The 16744-nt window shown below is 72.1% G+C and carries 15 protein-coding genes; 5 read left to right on the top strand and 10 right to left on the bottom strand.

Features of this window, described 5'->3' with window-relative positions; all coding sequences use genetic code 11:
• Positions 1-30: 30 nt before the first annotated feature.
• The 3 genes from ACIQMJ_RS27365 to ACIQMJ_RS27355 are packed head-to-tail and all read left to right on the top strand — an operon-like array spanning position 31 to position 2037.
• Complete coding sequence (locus ACIQMJ_RS27365) at positions 31-789, top strand: class I SAM-dependent methyltransferase (RefSeq protein WP_499763853.1); 759 nt, start codon at positions 31-33, stop codon at positions 787-789.
• A gap of 1 nt (position 790) precedes the next feature.
• Entirely contained in the window at positions 791-1267 is a 477-nt protein-coding gene (locus ACIQMJ_RS27360) for a nucleoside 2-deoxyribosyltransferase (RefSeq protein WP_499763852.1), read from the top strand.
• Positions 1267-2037, top strand: a complete 771-nt coding sequence (locus ACIQMJ_RS27355) for an HAD-IIA family hydrolase (protein WP_499763851.1) — start codon at positions 1267-1269, stop codon at positions 2035-2037. The genes ACIQMJ_RS27360 and ACIQMJ_RS27355 overlap by 1 nt, the downstream gene beginning before the upstream one ends.
• A gap of 3 nt (positions 2038-2040) precedes the next feature.
• Here ACIQMJ_RS27355 and tenA read toward each other — a convergent pair whose 3' ends face one another.
• Positions 2041-2724, bottom strand: a complete 684-nt coding sequence (gene tenA / locus ACIQMJ_RS27350; protein WP_499763850.1) for a thiaminase II — start codon at positions 2722-2724, stop codon at positions 2041-2043.
• A gap of 60 nt (positions 2725-2784) precedes the next feature.
• A complete protein-coding gene (locus ACIQMJ_RS27345) occupies positions 2785-4104 on the bottom strand; it encodes an amidohydrolase family protein (RefSeq protein ID WP_499763849.1) in 1320 nt (439 codons plus the stop codon).
• Positions 4105-4263: 159 nt separating this feature from the next.
• Here ACIQMJ_RS27345 and ACIQMJ_RS27340 point away from each other — a divergent pair, with 159 nt between their 5' ends.
• Positions 4264-4407: a hypothetical protein gene (locus ACIQMJ_RS27340; protein WP_499763848.1), complete on the top strand. Its 144-nt coding sequence runs from the start codon at positions 4264-4266 to the stop codon at positions 4405-4407.
• A gap of 51 nt (positions 4408-4458) precedes the next feature.
• Here ACIQMJ_RS27340 and ACIQMJ_RS27335 read toward each other — a convergent pair whose 3' ends face one another.
• Both ACIQMJ_RS27335 and ACIQMJ_RS27330 read right to left on the bottom strand, forming a co-directional pair.
• A complete protein-coding gene (locus tag ACIQMJ_RS27335) occupies positions 4459-4692 on the bottom strand; it encodes a cupin domain-containing protein (RefSeq protein ID WP_499763847.1) in 234 nt (77 codons plus the stop codon).
• Between the two features lie 215 nt (positions 4693-4907).
• Complete coding sequence (locus ACIQMJ_RS27330) at positions 4908-5762, bottom strand: DUF4253 domain-containing protein (RefSeq protein WP_499763846.1); 855 nt, start codon at positions 5760-5762, stop codon at positions 4908-4910.
• A gap of 66 nt (positions 5763-5828) precedes the next feature.
• On the opposite strand from ACIQMJ_RS27330, the gene ACIQMJ_RS27325 reads away from it, so the two are divergent.
• Entirely contained in the window at positions 5829-7142 is a 1314-nt protein-coding gene (locus ACIQMJ_RS27325; protein ID WP_499763845.1) for an APC family permease, read from the top strand.
• A 1-nt stretch (position 7143) separates the two neighbouring features.
• Here ACIQMJ_RS27325 and ACIQMJ_RS27320 read toward each other — a convergent pair whose 3' ends face one another.
• The 6 genes from ACIQMJ_RS27320 to ACIQMJ_RS27295 form a co-directional block, all read right to left on the bottom strand.
• Entirely contained in the window at positions 7144-8058 is a 915-nt protein-coding gene (locus tag ACIQMJ_RS27320) for a LacI family DNA-binding transcriptional regulator (RefSeq protein WP_499763844.1), read from the bottom strand.
• Positions 8059-8500: 442 nt separating this feature from the next.
• Complete coding sequence (locus ACIQMJ_RS27315; RefSeq protein ID WP_499763843.1) at positions 8501-9697, bottom strand: S8 family peptidase; 1197 nt, start codon at positions 9695-9697, stop codon at positions 8501-8503.
• 180 nt (positions 9698-9877) lie between these two features.
• Positions 9878-10603 (bottom strand): respiratory nitrate reductase subunit gamma, encoded by a 726-nt coding sequence (narI, locus tag ACIQMJ_RS27310; protein WP_499763842.1) that lies wholly within the window; start codon positions 10601-10603, stop codon positions 9878-9880.
• Positions 10600-11277, bottom strand: coding sequence for a nitrate reductase molybdenum cofactor assembly chaperone (gene narJ / locus ACIQMJ_RS27305; protein ID WP_499763841.1), 678 nt, complete (start codon positions 11275-11277; stop codon positions 10600-10602). The genes narI and narJ overlap by 4 nt, the downstream gene beginning before the upstream one ends.
• Positions 11274-12983 carry a nitrate reductase subunit beta gene (gene narH, locus ACIQMJ_RS27300; protein ID WP_499763840.1) on the bottom strand — a complete coding sequence of 570 codons (1710 nt, stop codon included), beginning with the start codon at positions 12981-12983 and terminating at the stop codon, positions 11274-11276. The genes narJ and narH overlap by 4 nt, the downstream gene beginning before the upstream one ends.
• On the bottom strand, positions 12983-16615 hold the full coding sequence (locus tag ACIQMJ_RS27295; protein ID WP_499763924.1) for a nitrate reductase subunit alpha: 3633 nt from the start codon (positions 16613-16615) through the stop codon (positions 12983-12985). Before ACIQMJ_RS27295 ends, narH begins: the two co-directional genes overlap by 1 nt.
• Positions 16616-16744 lie beyond the last annotated feature (129 nt).

Genomic DNA, 16744 nt, shown 5'->3' with positions numbered 1-16744 from the left:
CGGCACGAGGACCGACGGAGGAGGAGTCGCATGGGGACGGACTGGCAGGCCGGTGGCGCCGTGGCGACCGGGTTCGACGACTACGACGACCTGCCCGAGCGGGTGCTGGGCTATCCGACGGTGTTCTCCGCGCTGCGGCTGGGCGACCCGGACGTGCGCACCGTGCTGGACTACGGGTGCGGGCCGGGCAAGGTCTCGCTGCGGGTGGCGGAGAACCACCCCGTGGCGGTCGAGGCCGTGGACATCTCGCCCGGGATGCTGGAGATCGCGCGCACCCGGCGCGCCCACCCGGGCATCCGCTACCACCGGCTCACCGGGCCGCGCCTGGACTTCCTGGCCGACGACTCGGTGGACGCCGCGATGTGCTGCTACGTGTTCATCAACATCGGCGACCTGGACCGCATCCGCGCCATCGCCGCCGAGGTGCACCGGGTGCTGCGGCCGGGCGGCCGGTTCGCGGTGCTGGACACGAACCCCGACACCACCGGCGTCCGGTTCTCCACGTTCGTCAGCGGCGAGCCCGGTGTCCGCTACGAGGCGGGCCAGCCGCGCCGGGTGCTGCTGCACCTGCCCGGCGGCGGGATCCTCGAACTGCGCGACCACCACTGGCCGCGCGACACTTACGTGGACGTGCTGACCGACGCGGGTTTCCGCGACGTCACCACCGCGGCGCCGCTGCTGGGCGACGTGGCCGACACCGCGGGAGCCGTGCCCGGCTCGCCGCTGGACGTCGACCGGCCGGCCGAGGCCGACCATCCGCCGTTCCTCGTCACCACAGGGGAGAAGTGAAGTGACCGCACGACGGATCTTCCTCGGCGGACCGTTCAAGGCGTCGGTCGACCCGGCCACGGGCACGCTGCGCGCCGCGGAACGGACCCGGCTGGAGTCGGTGATCGCCCGGCTCGAACGCGACGGCCACGAGGTGCACAACGCCCACCGCCGGGAGGGGTGGGGCGCGGCGTTCCTGACGCCGGAGGAGTGCACCCGGCTGGACTTCGAGGAGATCTCGGCGAGCGACGTCTTCGTCGCCTTCCCCGGCGCGCCCGCGTCACCGGGCACGCACGTGGAGATCGGCTGGGCGTCGGCCCTGGGCAAGCCGGTCGTGCTGCTGCTGGAGGACGGAGCCGAGTACGCGTTCCTGGTGCGCGGGCTGCACACCGTCGCCGACGTCGTGTTCGTGCCCGTCGGCCCGGACTCCGACGTGGCCGAGCTGGTGGCCGGGGCGCTGCGGGACATCGAGGCGCGAACGCCGGTCGGGGAGGGGTGATGGCCGTCCTGGCGGACCGGTTCGACGGGTTCATCGTGGACCTGGACGGCGTGGTGCACGTGGGCGGGCACCCGCTGCCCGGCGCGGTGGAGACGTTGTCCGCGCTGGCCGGGGACGACAAGGGGATCGTGTACCTGACCAACGACCCGCGCCACGCCCGCGCCACCGTCGCGGCGCGCCTGACCGGGTGGGGGCTGCCGACTTCGCCGGAGGCCGTGGTCACCTCGGGGTGGTTCGCCGCGGCCGAGGTCGCGGCCGGCGGCGCGCGCGTGTTCGTGATCGGCACGGACGAGCTGCGCGCCGAGGCGGCCGAGGCGGGCGCGGTGGTGCTCACGGCCGACGAGGCGGGACGCGCCGAGCGCATCCTGGTCGCCGGCCACGACGGGTTCGACTACGCCGAGCTGCGCGCCGCGTGCCGGGCCGGCGCGAACGGGGCGGAGCTGTTCGCCACCAACCGGGACGCCACCTTCCCGATGCCCGACGGGGTCTGGCCGGGCACCGGCGCGGTGCTCGCCGCCGTGGAGACCGCGCTGGGCAGGCGGGCCACCGCGCTGGGCAAACCGGAACCGGCGATCTTCCGGGTCGCGCACGGGCTGGTCGGCGGCGGTCGGGTGGCGGTGGTCGGCGACCGGGTCCAGACCGACGTGGAGGGCGGCAGGCGTGCCGGCCTGCCCACCGTGCTGGTGGGGCCCGACCCTGTGCCGGAGGGCACCGGACCGCGCCCGGACCACGTGGTGCCCGACCTGACCGGGCTGCTCGCCCCCGGCTGAGCCTCAGACGGGCCAGGACTCGCGGCGGTACCCGGCGTCCCAGAACATCCACTCGTACCGGGCCGCCGTGCGCATCCGCGTGCCGACCAGCAGCCGGTCGTCGGGGGACAGCAGCTCGCCGAGCCGGTTCGTCGCCGCCAGCACCTCGTCCACCAGGCCCTGGAACGCGGTGTCGCCGTAGGCGTTGATCCAGCGGTCGTACAGCGGGTCCGGCGAGCCCTGCACGCGCAGCACCGAGCCCACCCGCGCGTAGATCCAGTAGCAGGGCAGCACCGCGCCCACCGCCTCGGCGTAACCACCGCGCGCGCTCGCGAACAGGAAGTCCAGGTACGCCTGCGTGGTCGGGGAGACCGGCTCGGCCGCGGCCTGCTCCGGGGTGGTGCCCAGCTCGGCCAGCAGCGACTCGTGCAGGCCGCGTTCGACGGCCACGGTGTTGGCCGCGTGCCGGGCGAACATGGCGGTGTCCTCGTCGCGCGTCGCCATGGCCGCGCACAGCGCGAGCACCTTGGCGTACCCGCTCAGGTAGTGGGCGTCCTGGACGATGTAGTGCCGGAACGACTCGCGCGGCAGCGTGCCGTCCAGCAGGCCGGTGAGGAACGGGTGCGCGATCACGCTCGCGTAGATGTCCTCGACGCCGGACCACAGCGTGTCGGTGAAGGGCGCCGTGACGGCGTGCGGAGTGGCCACCCGAGCAGGCTAACCCGCACGCCGCCGTCGCGGACAGGGCCGCGCGACCCGCCGCTGCGGTCAGGCGCGGATGCGGTCGAGCACGCGCAGGAAGGCTTCGTTCGCCTTGGCCAGCACCTCGTCCTCGTCGATCGTGGTGAACACGCCGTCGTCCAGCACCACCACGCCGTCCACGATCGTGGTGTCGACGCTGCTGCCGTTGGCCGCGAACACCAGGTGCGAGTAGAGGTGGTCGGCGTTGCCCGGCTCCAGCGGGGTGAACATCTGGTTGCGCAGGCCGACCAGCGCCAGGTCGGCCTTGCGGCCCACCTCGATCCGGCCGGTCCGGTGGCCCAGCGCGTCGGCGCCGTCGCGGGTGGCCATGGCGAGGACGTCCGGCGCTTGGAACAGGCCCGCGTCCACGCGGTTGGCGCGGTGGATCAACGAGGCGTACTTCATCACCTCGAACAGGTCGCGGCTGTTGTTGCACTCGGCCGCGTCGTGGCCGAGCCCGACGGTGAGGCCGGCGGCCAGCATCTCGGGCACCCGGGCGATGCCGTTGCCGAGCTTGGCGTTGGAGACCGGGTTGTGCGAGATCCGCGTGCCGGTCTCGCGCATCAGGGCGATCTCGGTGTCGTTCAGCCACACGCAGTGGGCGGCGATGCAGTCCGGGCCGAGCAGCCCGGTGTCGAAGGCCAGTTCGGTGGGACGCCGGCCGAACTTCTCCAGCACGGTCTGCACCTCGCCCAAGGACTCGTTGAGGTGCACGTGGATGCCGGTGCCCAGGTCGTCGGCCAGGCCCCTGGCGTCGCGCAACAGCTCGGGCGAGGCCAGCGGCAGCCACTCGATGCCCACGTAGACCTCGATGCGGCCGTTCGCCTTGCCGTGCCACTCCCGGTAAGCGCGCTCGTTGTCGGCCAGGGTGTCCAGCCGGTGCTCGTCGGTGGCGACGTCGTTGGACAGCACGGCCCGGATGCCGATCCGCTCGGCCGCGGGCGCCAGCGCGTCCAGCCGCCGGTACATGTCGTTGACCGTGGTCACCCCGCAGCGCAACGACTCGCTGTAGCTCGCCAGCGCGGCCCAGTAGGCCGCCTCGTGGTCCAGCGCCCGGATGATCGGGTACCAGCACGTCTCCAGGTACTCCAGCAGCGGCAGGTGGTCGCTGTACCCCTTGCCCAGCGCGGTGTGGTAGTGCAGGTCCACGAGCCCGGGTAAGACCGCCTTGTCGGTGGCGTCGATGACCCGGCTCGCGCCGTCGCGGGCGGCGTCCGCCTCCGGGCCGCGCGGGTGGACCGCCACCACCCGGTCCCCTTCGACCACCACGGTCCCGCCGTGGTGCACCTCGCGGGCGTCGTTCATGGTCACCACGATCCCGTTGGCGATTACCAGCCGATCAGCCATGACAGCTCCTCACCCAGTCGATCCGACCCCCGAAGCGTAGTGATCCACCTCACTGCCCGGCCGGGCTCGGCGAGGCGTCCCGGCCGGCGCTGCGCCATCCCGAACGCCCGCGACAGCGCGCCGCCGTCCCGGCCTCAGGCCCGCTCGAGGTTGTCGACGATGGTGGTCGCGATCCGCATCGCGCCCGAGCGGGGATCGGCCGCGTGGGGACCTTCTGGCAGACCGGTGCTCACGTTCACCGCCACGCCGTCGTACCACGAGTTCGCGGAGGGCTACTTCCTGCGGCGTGACGCGATGCGGTGATTCTGGGACCAGTACACGACTTCGGAGGCGGAGCGAGGGGAGATCACGGCGTCACCGCTGCGGGCGAGCACCGAGGAGCTGACCGGGCGTCCAGCTGAGGTCGTGCGGCCGGTTGAGGTCGTTGAGCATCAGGTCGGTCGGGCCGACGAGCTGCTGCTCGCCCTCCAGCTCGAACCGGCCCTGGCCCAGCGGCTGGACGGCGAGGGCGACGAGTGGACTGCTCTCCTGCCGCACGTGCCGCGGCGTGCGCACCAGGCGGAACCCGGTGTTCTGCGAGGTGAACACGTCGGGCAGCCGATCTGCACGCCCTCCATGCGGCCGTGCAGCCCTTCCGGCGGCTCCTCGTGGACGACCCGGTGGTTCCTGGTGGAACCGTTGGTCAAGACCTCCCGGAACGCCTCCACGCGGTCGCGGGCCGGCAACATCGAGGTATCCAGCAGCACCATGCTCCACCGCCCGCAGTGCGAGTCCCCGGACCCGCGGTGCGGCCTGATGGAGCATCAGTCCCACCAGAACGTCCACGAGTGGTCGTTCAGCAGGCGGTCGGCGTAGGCGGACAGGGTGTTCGGGGCCGGGCCCTGCCAGACGTTGTCCGGGCAGAACGCGAAGTGCTCGGCGGCGACGGCCAGCGCCGCCTCGCGGGTGGTCGGTGGGGTGGCGACGCTCAGGACCAGGGTGGCGGACCCGAGGCCGACGACGCGCGCGCCGAACCGGTCCTCCCAGCTGCGCACCACGGCGGAGATCTCGGCGGTGTCCCCGGTGTGGTTCGTCGGACCGGTCCAGCCGGCCACCGTCAGGGCGTCCGCGCCGCGGCCGGCCGCGACCAGGCCGAGGCGCAGCGACGGGTGACCCGCCAGCAGGTGCTCCGCGAGGCCGTCGGCGATGGGGCCGGGATCGGCGGCCGGCCGAGGCGGGGGCGCCGACCCCGGCCACGTGCGGCCGAACGGGGCCGTGACCGCCGCGCGTTCGGCCGGTGACAGCTCGTCGTCCGGGTCGTGCGAGGTGCAGTCGGCCCACCAGCGGGCCAGCAGCGCGTCGGGGGCGTACCCGTCCGGCGACGACATCTCGCCGGGCAGGACGTCGCCGTTGCCCCACGGCCGGTAGTCGGCGTCCTCGTCGTCCAGCGAGTCCAGCAGCAACGGCCACAGCCCCGACGTGGCGTGCTCGGCCCTCAGCCGGGCCCACATGCCCGCGGGCGCCAGCGCGTCCCCGAGCCAGAACGCGGGCCTGCCGGAGGCGTCGTCCTCGCCCACGACGGGACGGCCGGGCGGCAGCGGGACCGACAGCGCCCGACCGGCGTCGGCGCCGTCGGCGAACAGCGACCGGAGCTCGGCGGGCAGCGGTGCGGAGATCATGAAACGGATCGTAGGCCGCCCCGGGCGTCCCGGCTTGGACAGGCGGGGGACGGGGTACTGGACGGCATGGTCTCCTCGCTGAAGCGGGCGGTGAGCACGCCGCTGCTGTACTTCTTCATCCTGGGCGACATCCTCGGCGCCGGGGTGTACGTGCTCGTCGGCTCGGTCGCGGGCGAGTCCGGCGGCGCGGTGTGGCTGCCCCTGGTGACGGCGCTGCTGCTCGCCGCGCTGACCGCCGGTTCCTACGCTGAGCTGGCCACCAAGTACCCGCGGGCGGGTGGGTCGGCCCACTACGCGACCAGGGCGTTCGGCCCGGCCGCCGGGTCGTTGATCGGGTTCTGCATGCTCGCGGCGGGCGTGGTGTCGGTGGGCGCGCTGGCGCGGGCGTTCGCGGGGGACTACCTCGGCGCGCTGGTGTCGTTGCCGACGGTGGCCGTCGTGGTGGTGTTCCTGGGCGCGCTGGCGCTGCTCAACATCCGCGGCATCAAGGAGTCCCTGGGCGCGAACGTCGTGGCCACGATCGTCGAGGTGGGCGGCCTGGTGCTGATCATCGGCCTGGGGGCCTGGGTGCTCCTGCGCGGTGACGGCGACGTCGGCCGGCTGACCGAGTTCGGCGGCGGCGGGCACGGGGTCGTCGGCGCGACGCTCGCGGGCGCCGTGCTGGCCTACTACTCGTTCGTCGGGTTCGAGACGTCGGTGAACCTGGCCGAGGAGGTCGAGGACCCGCGCCGGTCGTACCCCAGGGCGTTGTTCGGCGCGCTGCTCACCGCCGGTGTCGTGTACCTGCTGATCGGCGTGGTGGCGTCGGCCGCCGTGCCGACCGACCGGTTGGCGGCCTCGACCGGTCCGCTGCTGGAGGTCGTGCGCCTGGCGGGTGGCGTGCCGGAAGGGCTGTTCAGCCTGGTCGCGCTGGTCGCGGTGGCCAACGGCGCGCTGCTCACCGGCATCATGTCCTCCCGGCTGGCCTACGGCATGGCCCGCGACGGCCTGCTGCCCTCGGCGCTGGCCCGCGTGCTGCCGGGCCGGCGGACCCCGTGGGTGGCGGTCCTGGCCACGTCGGCGGTGTCGCTCGTGCTGGCGTTGACCGGGGAGGTCGCCGCGCTGGCCGAGACGTTGGTGCTGTTGCTGCTGGTGGTGTTCGTGGCGGTGAACGCGGCCGTGCTGGTCCTGCGCCGCGACGAGGGCGAGGGGGAGCACTTCCGGGTGCCCGCGGTCGTCCCGTGGCTGGGCCTGGCGTCCTGCGTGCTGCTGTTCACCCGGATCGACGGCGCGGTGTGGGTGCGCGGCCTGGTCCTGGTCGGGCTGGGGGTGGTGCTCGGCGCGGTGAACCTGGTGCGCGCCAAGCGGACCGGGCGGGCCGAACCCACCCCGGTCGGGTAGGTCAGGCGACCGGCGCGTCCGCGCCCGCCCAGGCCGGTCCGGTGCTGGAGCGGACGGTGAGCCGGGGCGCCAGCACCGTCGTCCCGGACTCCTCGGCCAGGGCGAGGCCCATCGCGGCACGTCCCAGCTCGGCGGCCGACGTGCCGACCGACGTCACGCTCGGGCCCAGGGCTTCGGCGGTCTCGTCCGCGCACAGCGCCACCACCGAGATGTCCCGCGGCACGCGCAGGTGGCGTCGGCCGAGGTGGGCCAGCACGGGGGCGACCAGGTGGTCGTCGGTTGCGATCACCGCCGTCAACGGCGTGGCCCCCGCGAACAGGTCGTCCGGCGTCACGGGCCAGGTGTGGCACCGCACCGCCATGCCCCGCCGTTCCGCGACCCCGCGGACGCCGTGGTGGACCGCGTCCGGCCCGCCGCCGTGCACGACCGCGATCGTGCGGTGCCCGAGGTCGGCCAGGTACTCCGCGCACCGGACGCCCGCCTCGGCGCGGTCGACGTCGACCGTCCCGTGCCCGCCCCGGTCGGGTGGCGCGCCGACCCGCACCACCGGCACCGCCACGTCGAGCGGCGGGGGAGTGGGCGCGACGACGATCACGGCGTCGGGGTTGCGCAGCCGCACCGACTCGGCCGAGGGGCAGAGCACCAGGTCCGCCCCGGCCCGCCTGGCGAGGGTGCCCGCGGCGGAGAGGAACGCGCCGAGCCAGCCGTCCGCCCGGTCCGGCAGCACCAGCGCGACCAGCTTGACGTTCGGCAGCGACCGGGGCGCGTACCCCAGTTGCCGGACGCTCTCCTCGACGCGCCTGCGGGTCGCCGGCGAGATCGACCTCTTGCCGCTCAGCACGTACGACGCGGTGCTCGTCGCGACACCGGCGTGCCGGGCGACCTGGGCGAGGGTGACCACGTCGGATCCCTCCATCAGCCACAGCTCCTCTCCCCGCGCGCCGTCGCGCGAGTTGCTGACACTGAAGACGAGCACCCGGCGGCACGCAAGCCTTTATCGCTTAAGTTTCGCGTTCGCGAACAGTCGACCAAGATGGTGTGCGATGGCGAGTGGTTCGCATATGTGGACAAGGCGAGAAAGTCTAGACCATTCAGACCTCATGCGAGGCTTGGCCACTTGACCTGCCCTGTCTTGATTGACCGTCATCACTCAACTATTTCTGTGCAGGTCAGCTGGATGCGTCAACTTGACCGCTTAAGCAAGAATGCCGACCGGGTTCATCCTTGTGAACGATTCCGGTGTCCGATCAGGGTCTTGCCTTTCTCGGAACCAGAGCGTTGACCGCAGTCGCGGAACGCGCAAGCCGTGGACCCCGGCCAACGGAGGCCGGGGTCCACGGTTGCGCGGTGCGCCGTCGTCAGAAGGTCGCGACCCTCAGCAGCGGTTCGTGGGCGGAGTCGGGGTCGGAGGAGGTGGTCCAGTCCGAGGTGCCCGCGGCTTGCAGGGCCGACTTGACCGCGGCGGGTGAGGCGGACGGGTGGGTGGCCTTGTAGAGCGCCGCCGCGCCGGCGACGTGCGGGCTCGCCATCGACGTGCCGGAGATGGTGTTGTAGCCGCCGTCCTTCCAGGTCGACAGGATGCACACGCCGGGTGCGATCAGGTCGACGTCCGCGCCGTGGTTGGAGAAGTCGGCGAACGTCTCGTCCACGTCGGACCGGCACGTCGAAGCCGCGCCGCCGCCCGGCTGACCGTTGAAGTCGGCGAGCGCGCTGACCGCGATCACCTCGCCGTAGGTGGCCGGCACGAACGACGCGGAATCGGCCGCGCTGTTGCCCGCGGCCACGACGTAGGTGACGCCGGCGGCGACGGAGCGGCAGATCGCCTCGTGCATGGCGTCCTGGTTGCTGCCGCAGGCGCTGTCGGTGCCCGAGCCGCCGAGGCTCATGTTGGCGACCTCGATCTCGTTCGCGTGCGCCGTCACGAAGTCGATGCCGCAGATGATGTCCGACCAGCTGCCGCTGCCGTTGTTGTTCAGCACGCGCACCGGCCAGACGCGCGCGCCCGGCGCGACACCGACGACGCCGTTGGTGTCGTCCTTGGCGCCGATGGTGCCGGCGACGTGGGTGCCGTGCCCGTTGCCGTCGTCCGCGGAACGCCCGGTGGAGCAGTTCTTCGCGCCCGCGGTGTGCACGTTGAGGTCCGGGTGGTCGAGGTCGATGCCGGTGTCGATGACGGCGACGTCGACGTTCACCCGCTCGTCGACGCCGTTGATGCGGGCCGTGGGGCTGCTCTCGGCGTCGATCCGGTCGATGCCGGTCGGCACCGACTGGGCGGCGATGGTGGCCACGCCGTCGCGCTGCACCAGCGCCACGCGCGGGTCGGCGGCGAGGCGTGCGGCGGCGGCCGGGGTCATGCGTGCGGAGTAACCGCGCACCGCCGACTCGTAGCGGTGCGTGACCGCGACGGCGGGGTCGGCGGCGAGCGACGACAACGCGGAACCGTCCGCGAGCAGCACGACGTACGACACCGCGCCCGCGGCGGAGGCGGGTGCGGGAACGACGGCGACACCGAGCAGCAAGGCGGCGAACAGGGCTGTGCCAGGCAGTTTTCGCATGGTTCTCCCTTGGCGGCGGAGCAGGGACCACGATGCTGCACCCGCCCGGACCCGTCCGTGTTCCACCATTCGGGTGTATTGGTTGACCGCCCGGAACGGACTGTCAACGACGAGTGCCGCAATGCCCCCCCCATCGCACCTTGTGATCAAGCACCTCCGCCCACCGCAGGGGTGACCTCGTCACTCGTGCTGGTCGCTCCACGCGCGGGCGTAGCGGTTGGTGTCGGGCCGTTTCGGGTCACGGCGGCGGTAGACCACGTAAGGGCGGACCAGGTAGCCGACCGGGGCGCTGAACACGTGCACCAGGCGGGTGTACGGCCAGATGCCCAGCAGCACGAGGACGATCACGTTGTGCACCTGGAAGCTGAGCGGGGTGCCCGCCATCAGCTCCGGTCGGGCGGAGAAGGTGAACAGGCCCCGGAACCAGACCGAGACCGTGGCGCGGTAGTCGTAGCCGCCGCCGATCAGGTTCTCGCCCACCGTGTTGACCATGCCGGTCGCGATGGCCGCCGCGAGCAGCGCGTACATGACCTTGTCGCCCCGCGTGGTGGCCTTGCGCACGGCGGGTACGGCGAACCGGCGGTACAGCAGGACCACCATGCCCGCCACCGTGGCCGCGCCCGCGAGCGAGCCGGCGGTCACCGAGACCAGGTGGTACATCCCGTCCGTGACGCCGACGAACTCGGTCCAGCTCTTGGGGATCACCAGGCCCAGCACGTGACCGCCGATCACGGCGAGCAGCCCGAAGTGGAACAGCGGGCTGCCCAGGCGCAGCAACCTGCTCTCGTACAGCTGCGAGGACCGGGTCGTCCAGCCGAACTGGTCGTGCCGGTAGCGCCAGACGTGCCCGAGCAGGAACGAGGTCAGCGCGATGTAGGGCAGCGCCAGCCACAGCAGCGTGGTCATCGTCGTCCTCCCGACTCGGCGTGCGCGTGCAGGCTGGGGTCCATCGCGAACGGCTCCAGCCCGACGTCCTCCTCCGGCGGCCCCTCCGCGGCCAGCGTCGCGATCTTGCGGCGGTCGGCGGCGCTGAGCTCCGGCAACGTGGCGCACACCGCGTCCAGCACGGCCAGGTACGGCGAGCCGCCGTCGGCGAGGGACAGCCGGACCATCTCCAGCACCGGCCGGTGCTCCACCAGCAGCCGCCGCCCGGCTTCGTGATCGGCGGTGGCGGCGAACTCCAGCACGACCGAGAGGTGGTCGGGCAGCTCGTGCTCGCCCAGCTCGACCCCGGCCGCGCGGTAGGCGTGCTTGAACCGCAGCAGCGCCATGCCGCGCTTGCGGGTGTCTCCGTAGGCGTAGTACGACAGGTGCAGGCAGTTGCGCTTGCGCAGGTCGAACGTCTCGACGTAGTGCTGCGCGAGCGCGCTCCCGGTCGAGGACAGGGCGTGGTCGACGAACGACACGAGGGCCGGTCCGGCGGGCGCGGGCAGCGCCGCGGCCGCCTCGCGCAGTTCGGGCAGCATCTTGGCCAGCCGCGCGTCGGGGTAGTCGATCAGGAGCGCGGCGATCCGCCACACCAGCCTGCTGTCCCGGTCCGGCGGTGCGACGACCTTGTCCCGCTTGCGCAGCACGCTCATCCGATGGCCTCGGGTTCGTGAGCGGAACCGGCACCGGCACCCGTACCGGCACCGTTGCCATTCGCTGAGCCGTTGCCGTTCGCGGTGCCGTTGCCGGCGCCGTTGCTCTTGCCCGAGGTCGGGAAGAGGCCCGCGGTGCTGGTGCCGTCCCAGTCGAGCAGGTTGATGCGCTTGGCCTTGTCGGGCGGCGCCGCGCCGTTGGTGTCGCTCAGCCGGAACTTCTCGTCCATCACCTCGAACGCGGTCATGCCGGGACCGCCGTCGCCGTCCAGGCTGCACCCCGTGGTCAGGGCCTCCAGCCGGTGCGCGTCGGACCCCGCGCCGGCCGGGATCACGTAGCGGTCCTCGTACTTGGCGATGGCGAGCAGCCGGTACATCGACTCGATCTCGCCCGGCGCCAGCCGCACCGACGCGGCGATCGAGTCGTCCACCTCCTCACCCAGGTTGACCTTGCGCATGTGCGCCCGCATCGCGGCCAACCGCTGCAACGAGGCGCGCACCGGCCCCACGTCCCCGGCGGTGAACAGCTCGGCCAGGTACTCCACCGGGATGCGCAGCGCGTCGATCGCGCCGAACAGGTTGCCCACCGCCTCGCCGTCGTGCCCGGTCTGGCTGAGCACGTCCACCACCGGTGACAGCGGCGGCACGTACCAGACCATCGGCATGGTGCGGTACTCCGGGTGCAGCGGCAGCGCCAGCTGGTAGTCGACGATCAGCCGGTACACCGGGGAGTTCTGCGCGGCCTCGATCCACTCCGCGGAGATGCCCGCCCGCTCGGCCTCGGCGACCACGCGCGGGTCGTGCGGGTTGAGGAAGACGTCGAGCTGCGCGGGGTAGAGGTCCTTCTCGTCCCGGACCGACGCCGCCTCGCCGACCTTGTCCGCGTCGTAGAGCAGCACGCCGATGTAGCGCAGCCGCCCCACGCACGTCTCGGAGCACACCGTCGGGATGCCCACCTCGACCCGCGGGTAGCAGAACGTGCACTTCTCCGCTTTGCCCGTCTTGTGGTTGAAGTAGATCTTCTTGTACGGGCAGCCCGTGACGCACTGCCGCCAGCCGCGGCACTTGTCCTGGTCCACCAGCACGATGCCGTCCTCGGCGCGCTTGTAGATCGCGCCGGACGGGCAGGACGCCGCGCACGACGGGTTCAGGCAGTGCTCGCAGATGCGCGGCAGGTAGAACATGAACGTCTGCTCGAACTCGAGCTTGACCTGCTCGGACAGCTTGCCCAGCAGCGGGTCCTTGCCGATCTGCGCGGGTCCGCCGCCCAGGTCGTCGTCCCAGTTCGCGCCCCACGTGACCTTCGTGTCCTCGCCGGTGATCGCCGACTTCGGCTTCGCCGTCGGGGTCGTGTCCGACGGCGGCGCGGACAGCAGGTTCTGGTAGTCGTAGGTCCACGGCTCGTAGTAGTCGGCCACGGTGGGCATGTCCGGGTTGGCGAAGATGTTCGCCAACCGCCGCAGCCGCGAGCCGGTGCGCAGGGTCAGCTTGCCGCGCTTGGTGAGCGTCCAGCCGCCCTTCCACTTGTCCTGGTCCTGGTACTGGCGGGGGTAACCCTGCCCGGGTCGGGTCTCGACGTTGTTGAACCACGCGTACTCGACGCCGCCGCGGTTGGTCCACGCCTGCTTGCACGTGACGCTGCACGTGTGGCAGCCGATGCACTTGTCGAGGTTCATCACCATGGCGAGCTGTGCCATCACGCGCATCAGTACTGCACCTCCTGGCTGCGTCGACGGATGGTCGTGACCTCGTCGCGCTGGTTGCCGGTCGGACCGTGGTAGTTGAGCGCGAAGGACTGCTGGGCGTAGCCGCCGATCAGGTGCGACGGCTTGATCATCAGCCGGGTGAGCGCGTTGTGGATGCCGCCGCGCTTGCCGGTGGCCTCCGTCCGCGGCACGCCGACCGCCTTGTCCTGCGCGTGGTACATGAACACCGTGCCCTCGGGCATCCGGTGGGACACGATCGCGCGCGCCACCACGATCCCGTTGCGGTTGACCGCCTCGATCCAGTCGTTGTCCTCGACGCCGATCTTCGCGGCGTCCCGGTCGGACATCCAGATGGCCTGGCCGCCGCGCGACAGCGTGAGCATGTGCAGGTTGTCCTGGTAGGCCGAGTGGATCGACCACTTCGAGTGCGGCGTCAGGTACCGCACGGTCACGCCCCCGTTCAGCGCGCCGCCGTTCAGCGCACCGACGGCGGGCTCGTCGAACAGGGCCGTCATGTCGAGCGGCGGCCGGAAGACCGGCAGCTGCTCGCCCAGCTCGAACATCCAGTCGTGGTCGAGGAAGAAGTGCTGCCGACCGGTGAGCGTGTGCCACGGCTTGAGCCGCTCGGTGTTGATGGTGAACGGCGAGTACCGCCGGCCGCCGGCCTCGCTGCCCGACCACTCGGGCGAGGTGATCACGGGCACCGGCCGCGCCTGCGTGTCGGGGAATGTGATCCGCTTGCCCTCGCTCTCCGCGGCCAGGTCGGCGAGCTCGGTGCCGGTGCGGCGTTCCAGGGCGCGGAAGCCCTCCGTGGCCAGGCGGCCGTTGGTCGTGCCGGACAGGGCCAGGATCGCTTCGGCGGCGTGGGTGTCCTTGGCCAGCGACGGCCGTCCCGCCGCGACACCGGACGCGACCGTCCCGTTCGCGCCCTTGAGGTACTCGACCTCCTCGTCCGGGTGCACGGTGACGCCCTTGGTGGTCAGCCCGACCTGTTCCACCAGCGGGCCGAGGGCGGCCATCTTGTCGGCGACCGCCGGGTAGTCCCGCTCCACGACCACCAGCCGGGGCATGGTCTTGCCGGGGATCGGCTCGCACTCGCCGGCCTTCCAGTCCAGCACCCGGCCGCCCGGTTGGGCGGTGGCGTCGGCGGTGTCGTGGGTGAGCGCGACGGCCACGACGTCCTTGCGCTTGCCCAGGTGCTTCTCCGCCAGCCACGAGAAACCGCGGGCGATGCGGTGGAACGCCTCGAAGTCGGTCTTGGTCTCCCACGGCGGCGAGATCGCGGGCGAGAACGCGTGCACGTAGGGGTGCATGTCGGTGGAGGACAGGTCGTGCTTCTCGTACCACGTCGCCGCGGGCAGCACCACGTCGGAGAACAGCGTGGTCGACGTCATCCGGAAGTCCAGCGACAGCAGCAGGTCCAGCTTGCCGACCGGCGCCTCGTCGCGCCAGGTCACCTCCTGCGGCCGCACGCCGTCGGCGTCCTTGGCGCGCAGGTTGGTGTCGGTGCCGAGCAGGTGCTTGAGGAAGTACTCGTTGCCCTTGGCCGACGAGCCCAGCAGGTTCGCCCGCCACACCGTGAGCACGCGCGGGAAGTTCTCGGGCGCGTCGGGGTCCTCGCAGGCGAACCGCAGGTGCCCCGACTTGAGCCCGTCCACCACGTGGTCGGCGGCGGTCTTGCCCAGCCGCTCCGCTTCGTCGGCCAGGTCGAGCGGGTTGCGGTTGAACGTCGGGTAGCTCGGCATCCACCCCAGCCGGGACGCGAGCGCGATGTTGTCGGCCGCGGTGCGCCCGGCGAACCGGCCGGTGGCCAGCGGGGAGGACATGACCTCCGCGGTGAACGGGTCGTAGCGCCACTGGTCGGTGGCCAGGTACCAGAAGATCGTGCCCTGCATCTGGCGCGGCGGGCGCTGCCAGTCCAGCCCGAACGCCAGCGTGGACCACCCGGTGATCGGGCGGCACTTCTCCTGGCCGACGTAGTGCGCCCAGCCGCCGCCGTTGACGCCCTGGCAGCCGGTCAGCATGGTCAGCGCCAGGAACGAGCGGTAGATCTGGTCGGAGTGGAACCAGTGGTTGGTGCCCGCGCCCATCAGGATCATGGACCGGCCCTTGGAGCGCTCGGCGTTGTCGGCGAACTCCCGCCCGATCCGCTCGGCCGCGGCGGCGGGCACGCCCGTGATCGCCTCCTGCCAGGCGGGGGTGTAGGGCTGGGTGGCGTCGTCGTAGCCGGTGGGCCACTCGCCGGGCAGGCCGTCACGACCCACGCCGTACTGGGCCAGCAGCAGGTCGAACACGGTGGTCACGCGCCGGCCGGCGACGACCCGGGTCGGCACGCCCCGGCGCAGCACGCCCGGTTCGGCGGTGTCGAACCGGGGCAGCGCCACGGTGACCGGGTCGCCGCCGTGCACCGACAGCAGCGGGTCGACGCCGCCGAGGTCGAGGTTCCAGCTGCCCCGGCCCGAGTCGGTGAACCGGTGCCCGAGCGACCCCGCCGGCACCACGGGCTCGCCGTGCGCGCCGAGCAGGACCGTCTTGGACTCCGCGCCCTCGCCGGTGTCGCCGAGGTCGGCGGCGGTGAGGAACTTGCCCGGCACGTGGCCGTCCTCGGTCTCGGTCAGCGTCACGAGGAACGGCAGGTCGGTGTAGCGCTTGACGTAGTCGGTGAAGTAGGGCGTGGTCCGCTCGACGAAGAACTCCCGCAGGATCACGTGCCCCATCGCCATGGCGAGCGCGGCGTCCGTGCCGGGGCGGGCGGGCAGCCACTCGTCGGCGAACTTGGTGTTGTCGGCGTAGTCCGGGGACACCACGACGACCTTCTGGCCGCGGTACCGCGCCTCGGTCATGTAGTGCGCGTCGGGGGTGCGGGTGACCGGGACGTTGGAGCCCCACATGATCAGGTACCCGGCGTCGAACCAGTCCGCGGACTCCGGCACGTCGGTCTGGTCGCCGAACACCTGCGGGCTCGCCACCGGCAGGTCGGCGTACCAGTCGTAGAAGCTGAGCATGGAGCCGCCGACCAGTGACACGAACCGCGCGCCGGCCGCGTGGCTGACCATCGACATCGCCGGGATCGGCGAGAAGCCCGCGACCCGGTCCGGGCCGTACCGCTTGATCGTGTGCACGTGCGCGGCGGCGACCATCTCGGCCGCCTCCCACCACTCGGCGCGCACGAAGCCGCCCTTGCCGCGCTCGGCCTTGTAGCGGCGGGACTTCTCCGGGTCCTCGACGATGTCCGCCCAGGCGAGCACGGGGTCCTTCAGCCGCTCTTTCGCCTCGCGGTACAGCTCCAGCAGCACGCCTCGCACGTACGGGTAGCGCACCCGCGCGGGGGAGTAGGTGTACCAGGAGAAGGACGCGCCTCGCGGGCAGCCGCGCGGCTCGTACTCCGGCTTGTCCGGCCCGATGGACGGGTAGTCGGTCTGCTGCGCCTCCCAGGTGATCACGCCGTCCTTGACGTAGACCTTCCACGAGCACGACCCGGTGCAGTTCACGCCGTGGGTGGAGCGCACGACCTTGTCGTAGGCCCACCGGTCCCGGTAGAACACGTCGGCGCCGCGCCCGCCGATCTGGTGCAAGGTGCGCCCGTCCACCGAGGTCTCGCCCCGCTGGAAGTGCCTGGCCAGGCGCAGCAGCGAGTCGCCGGCCCCCGAATCTTCCCGCGCACCGTCCGGACGAACGTTGCCGGCAGAGAATTTCGACACGGCGATCACCTCCGAAGCAAATAGTGATTCGCTAAATCGACAGCCATCGTCATCGACCCT

This window comes from Actinosynnema sp. NPDC091369 (assembly GCF_044757065.1).
Lineage (GTDB): Bacteria > Actinomycetota > Actinomycetes > Mycobacteriales > Pseudonocardiaceae > Actinosynnema.
This window is presented reverse-complemented; position numbering and strand designations above follow the sequence as displayed.

Excerpts from the sequence above, each read along its gene's own strand:
- ACIQMJ_RS27365 (WP_499763853.1), top strand. The coding sequence starts at position 31 with ATGGGGACGGACTGGCAGGCCGGTGGCGCCGTGGCGACCGGGTTCGAC.
- ACIQMJ_RS27355 (WP_499763851.1), top strand. The coding sequence starts at position 1,267 with ATGGCCGTCCTGGCGGACCGGTTCGACGGGTTCATCGTGGACCTGGAC.
- ACIQMJ_RS27345 (WP_499763849.1), bottom strand. The coding sequence starts at position 4,104 with ATGGCTGATCGGCTGGTAATCGCCAACGGGATCGTGGTGACCATGAAC.
- ACIQMJ_RS27340 (WP_499763848.1), top strand. The coding sequence starts at position 4,264 with ATGGTGGTCGCGATCCGCATCGCGCCCGAGCGGGGATCGGCCGCGTGG.
- ACIQMJ_RS27330 (WP_499763846.1), bottom strand. The coding sequence starts at position 5,762 with ATGATCTCCGCACCGCTGCCCGCCGAGCTCCGGTCGCTGTTCGCCGAC.
- ACIQMJ_RS27325 (WP_499763845.1), top strand. The coding sequence starts at position 5,829 with ATGGTCTCCTCGCTGAAGCGGGCGGTGAGCACGCCGCTGCTGTACTTC.
- ACIQMJ_RS27320 (WP_499763844.1), bottom strand. The coding sequence starts at position 8,058 with ATGGAGGGATCCGACGTGGTCACCCTCGCCCAGGTCGCCCGGCACGCC.
- ACIQMJ_RS27315 (WP_499763843.1), bottom strand. The coding sequence starts at position 9,697 with ATGCGAAAACTGCCTGGCACAGCCCTGTTCGCCGCCTTGCTGCTCGGT.
- narI (WP_499763842.1), bottom strand. The coding sequence starts at position 10,603 with ATGACCACGCTGCTGTGGCTGGCGCTGCCCTACATCGCGCTGACCTCG.
- narJ (WP_499763841.1), bottom strand. The coding sequence starts at position 11,277 with ATGAGCGTGCTGCGCAAGCGGGACAAGGTCGTCGCACCGCCGGACCGG.
- narH (WP_499763840.1), bottom strand. The coding sequence starts at position 12,983 with ATGCGCGTGATGGCACAGCTCGCCATGGTGATGAACCTCGACAAGTGC.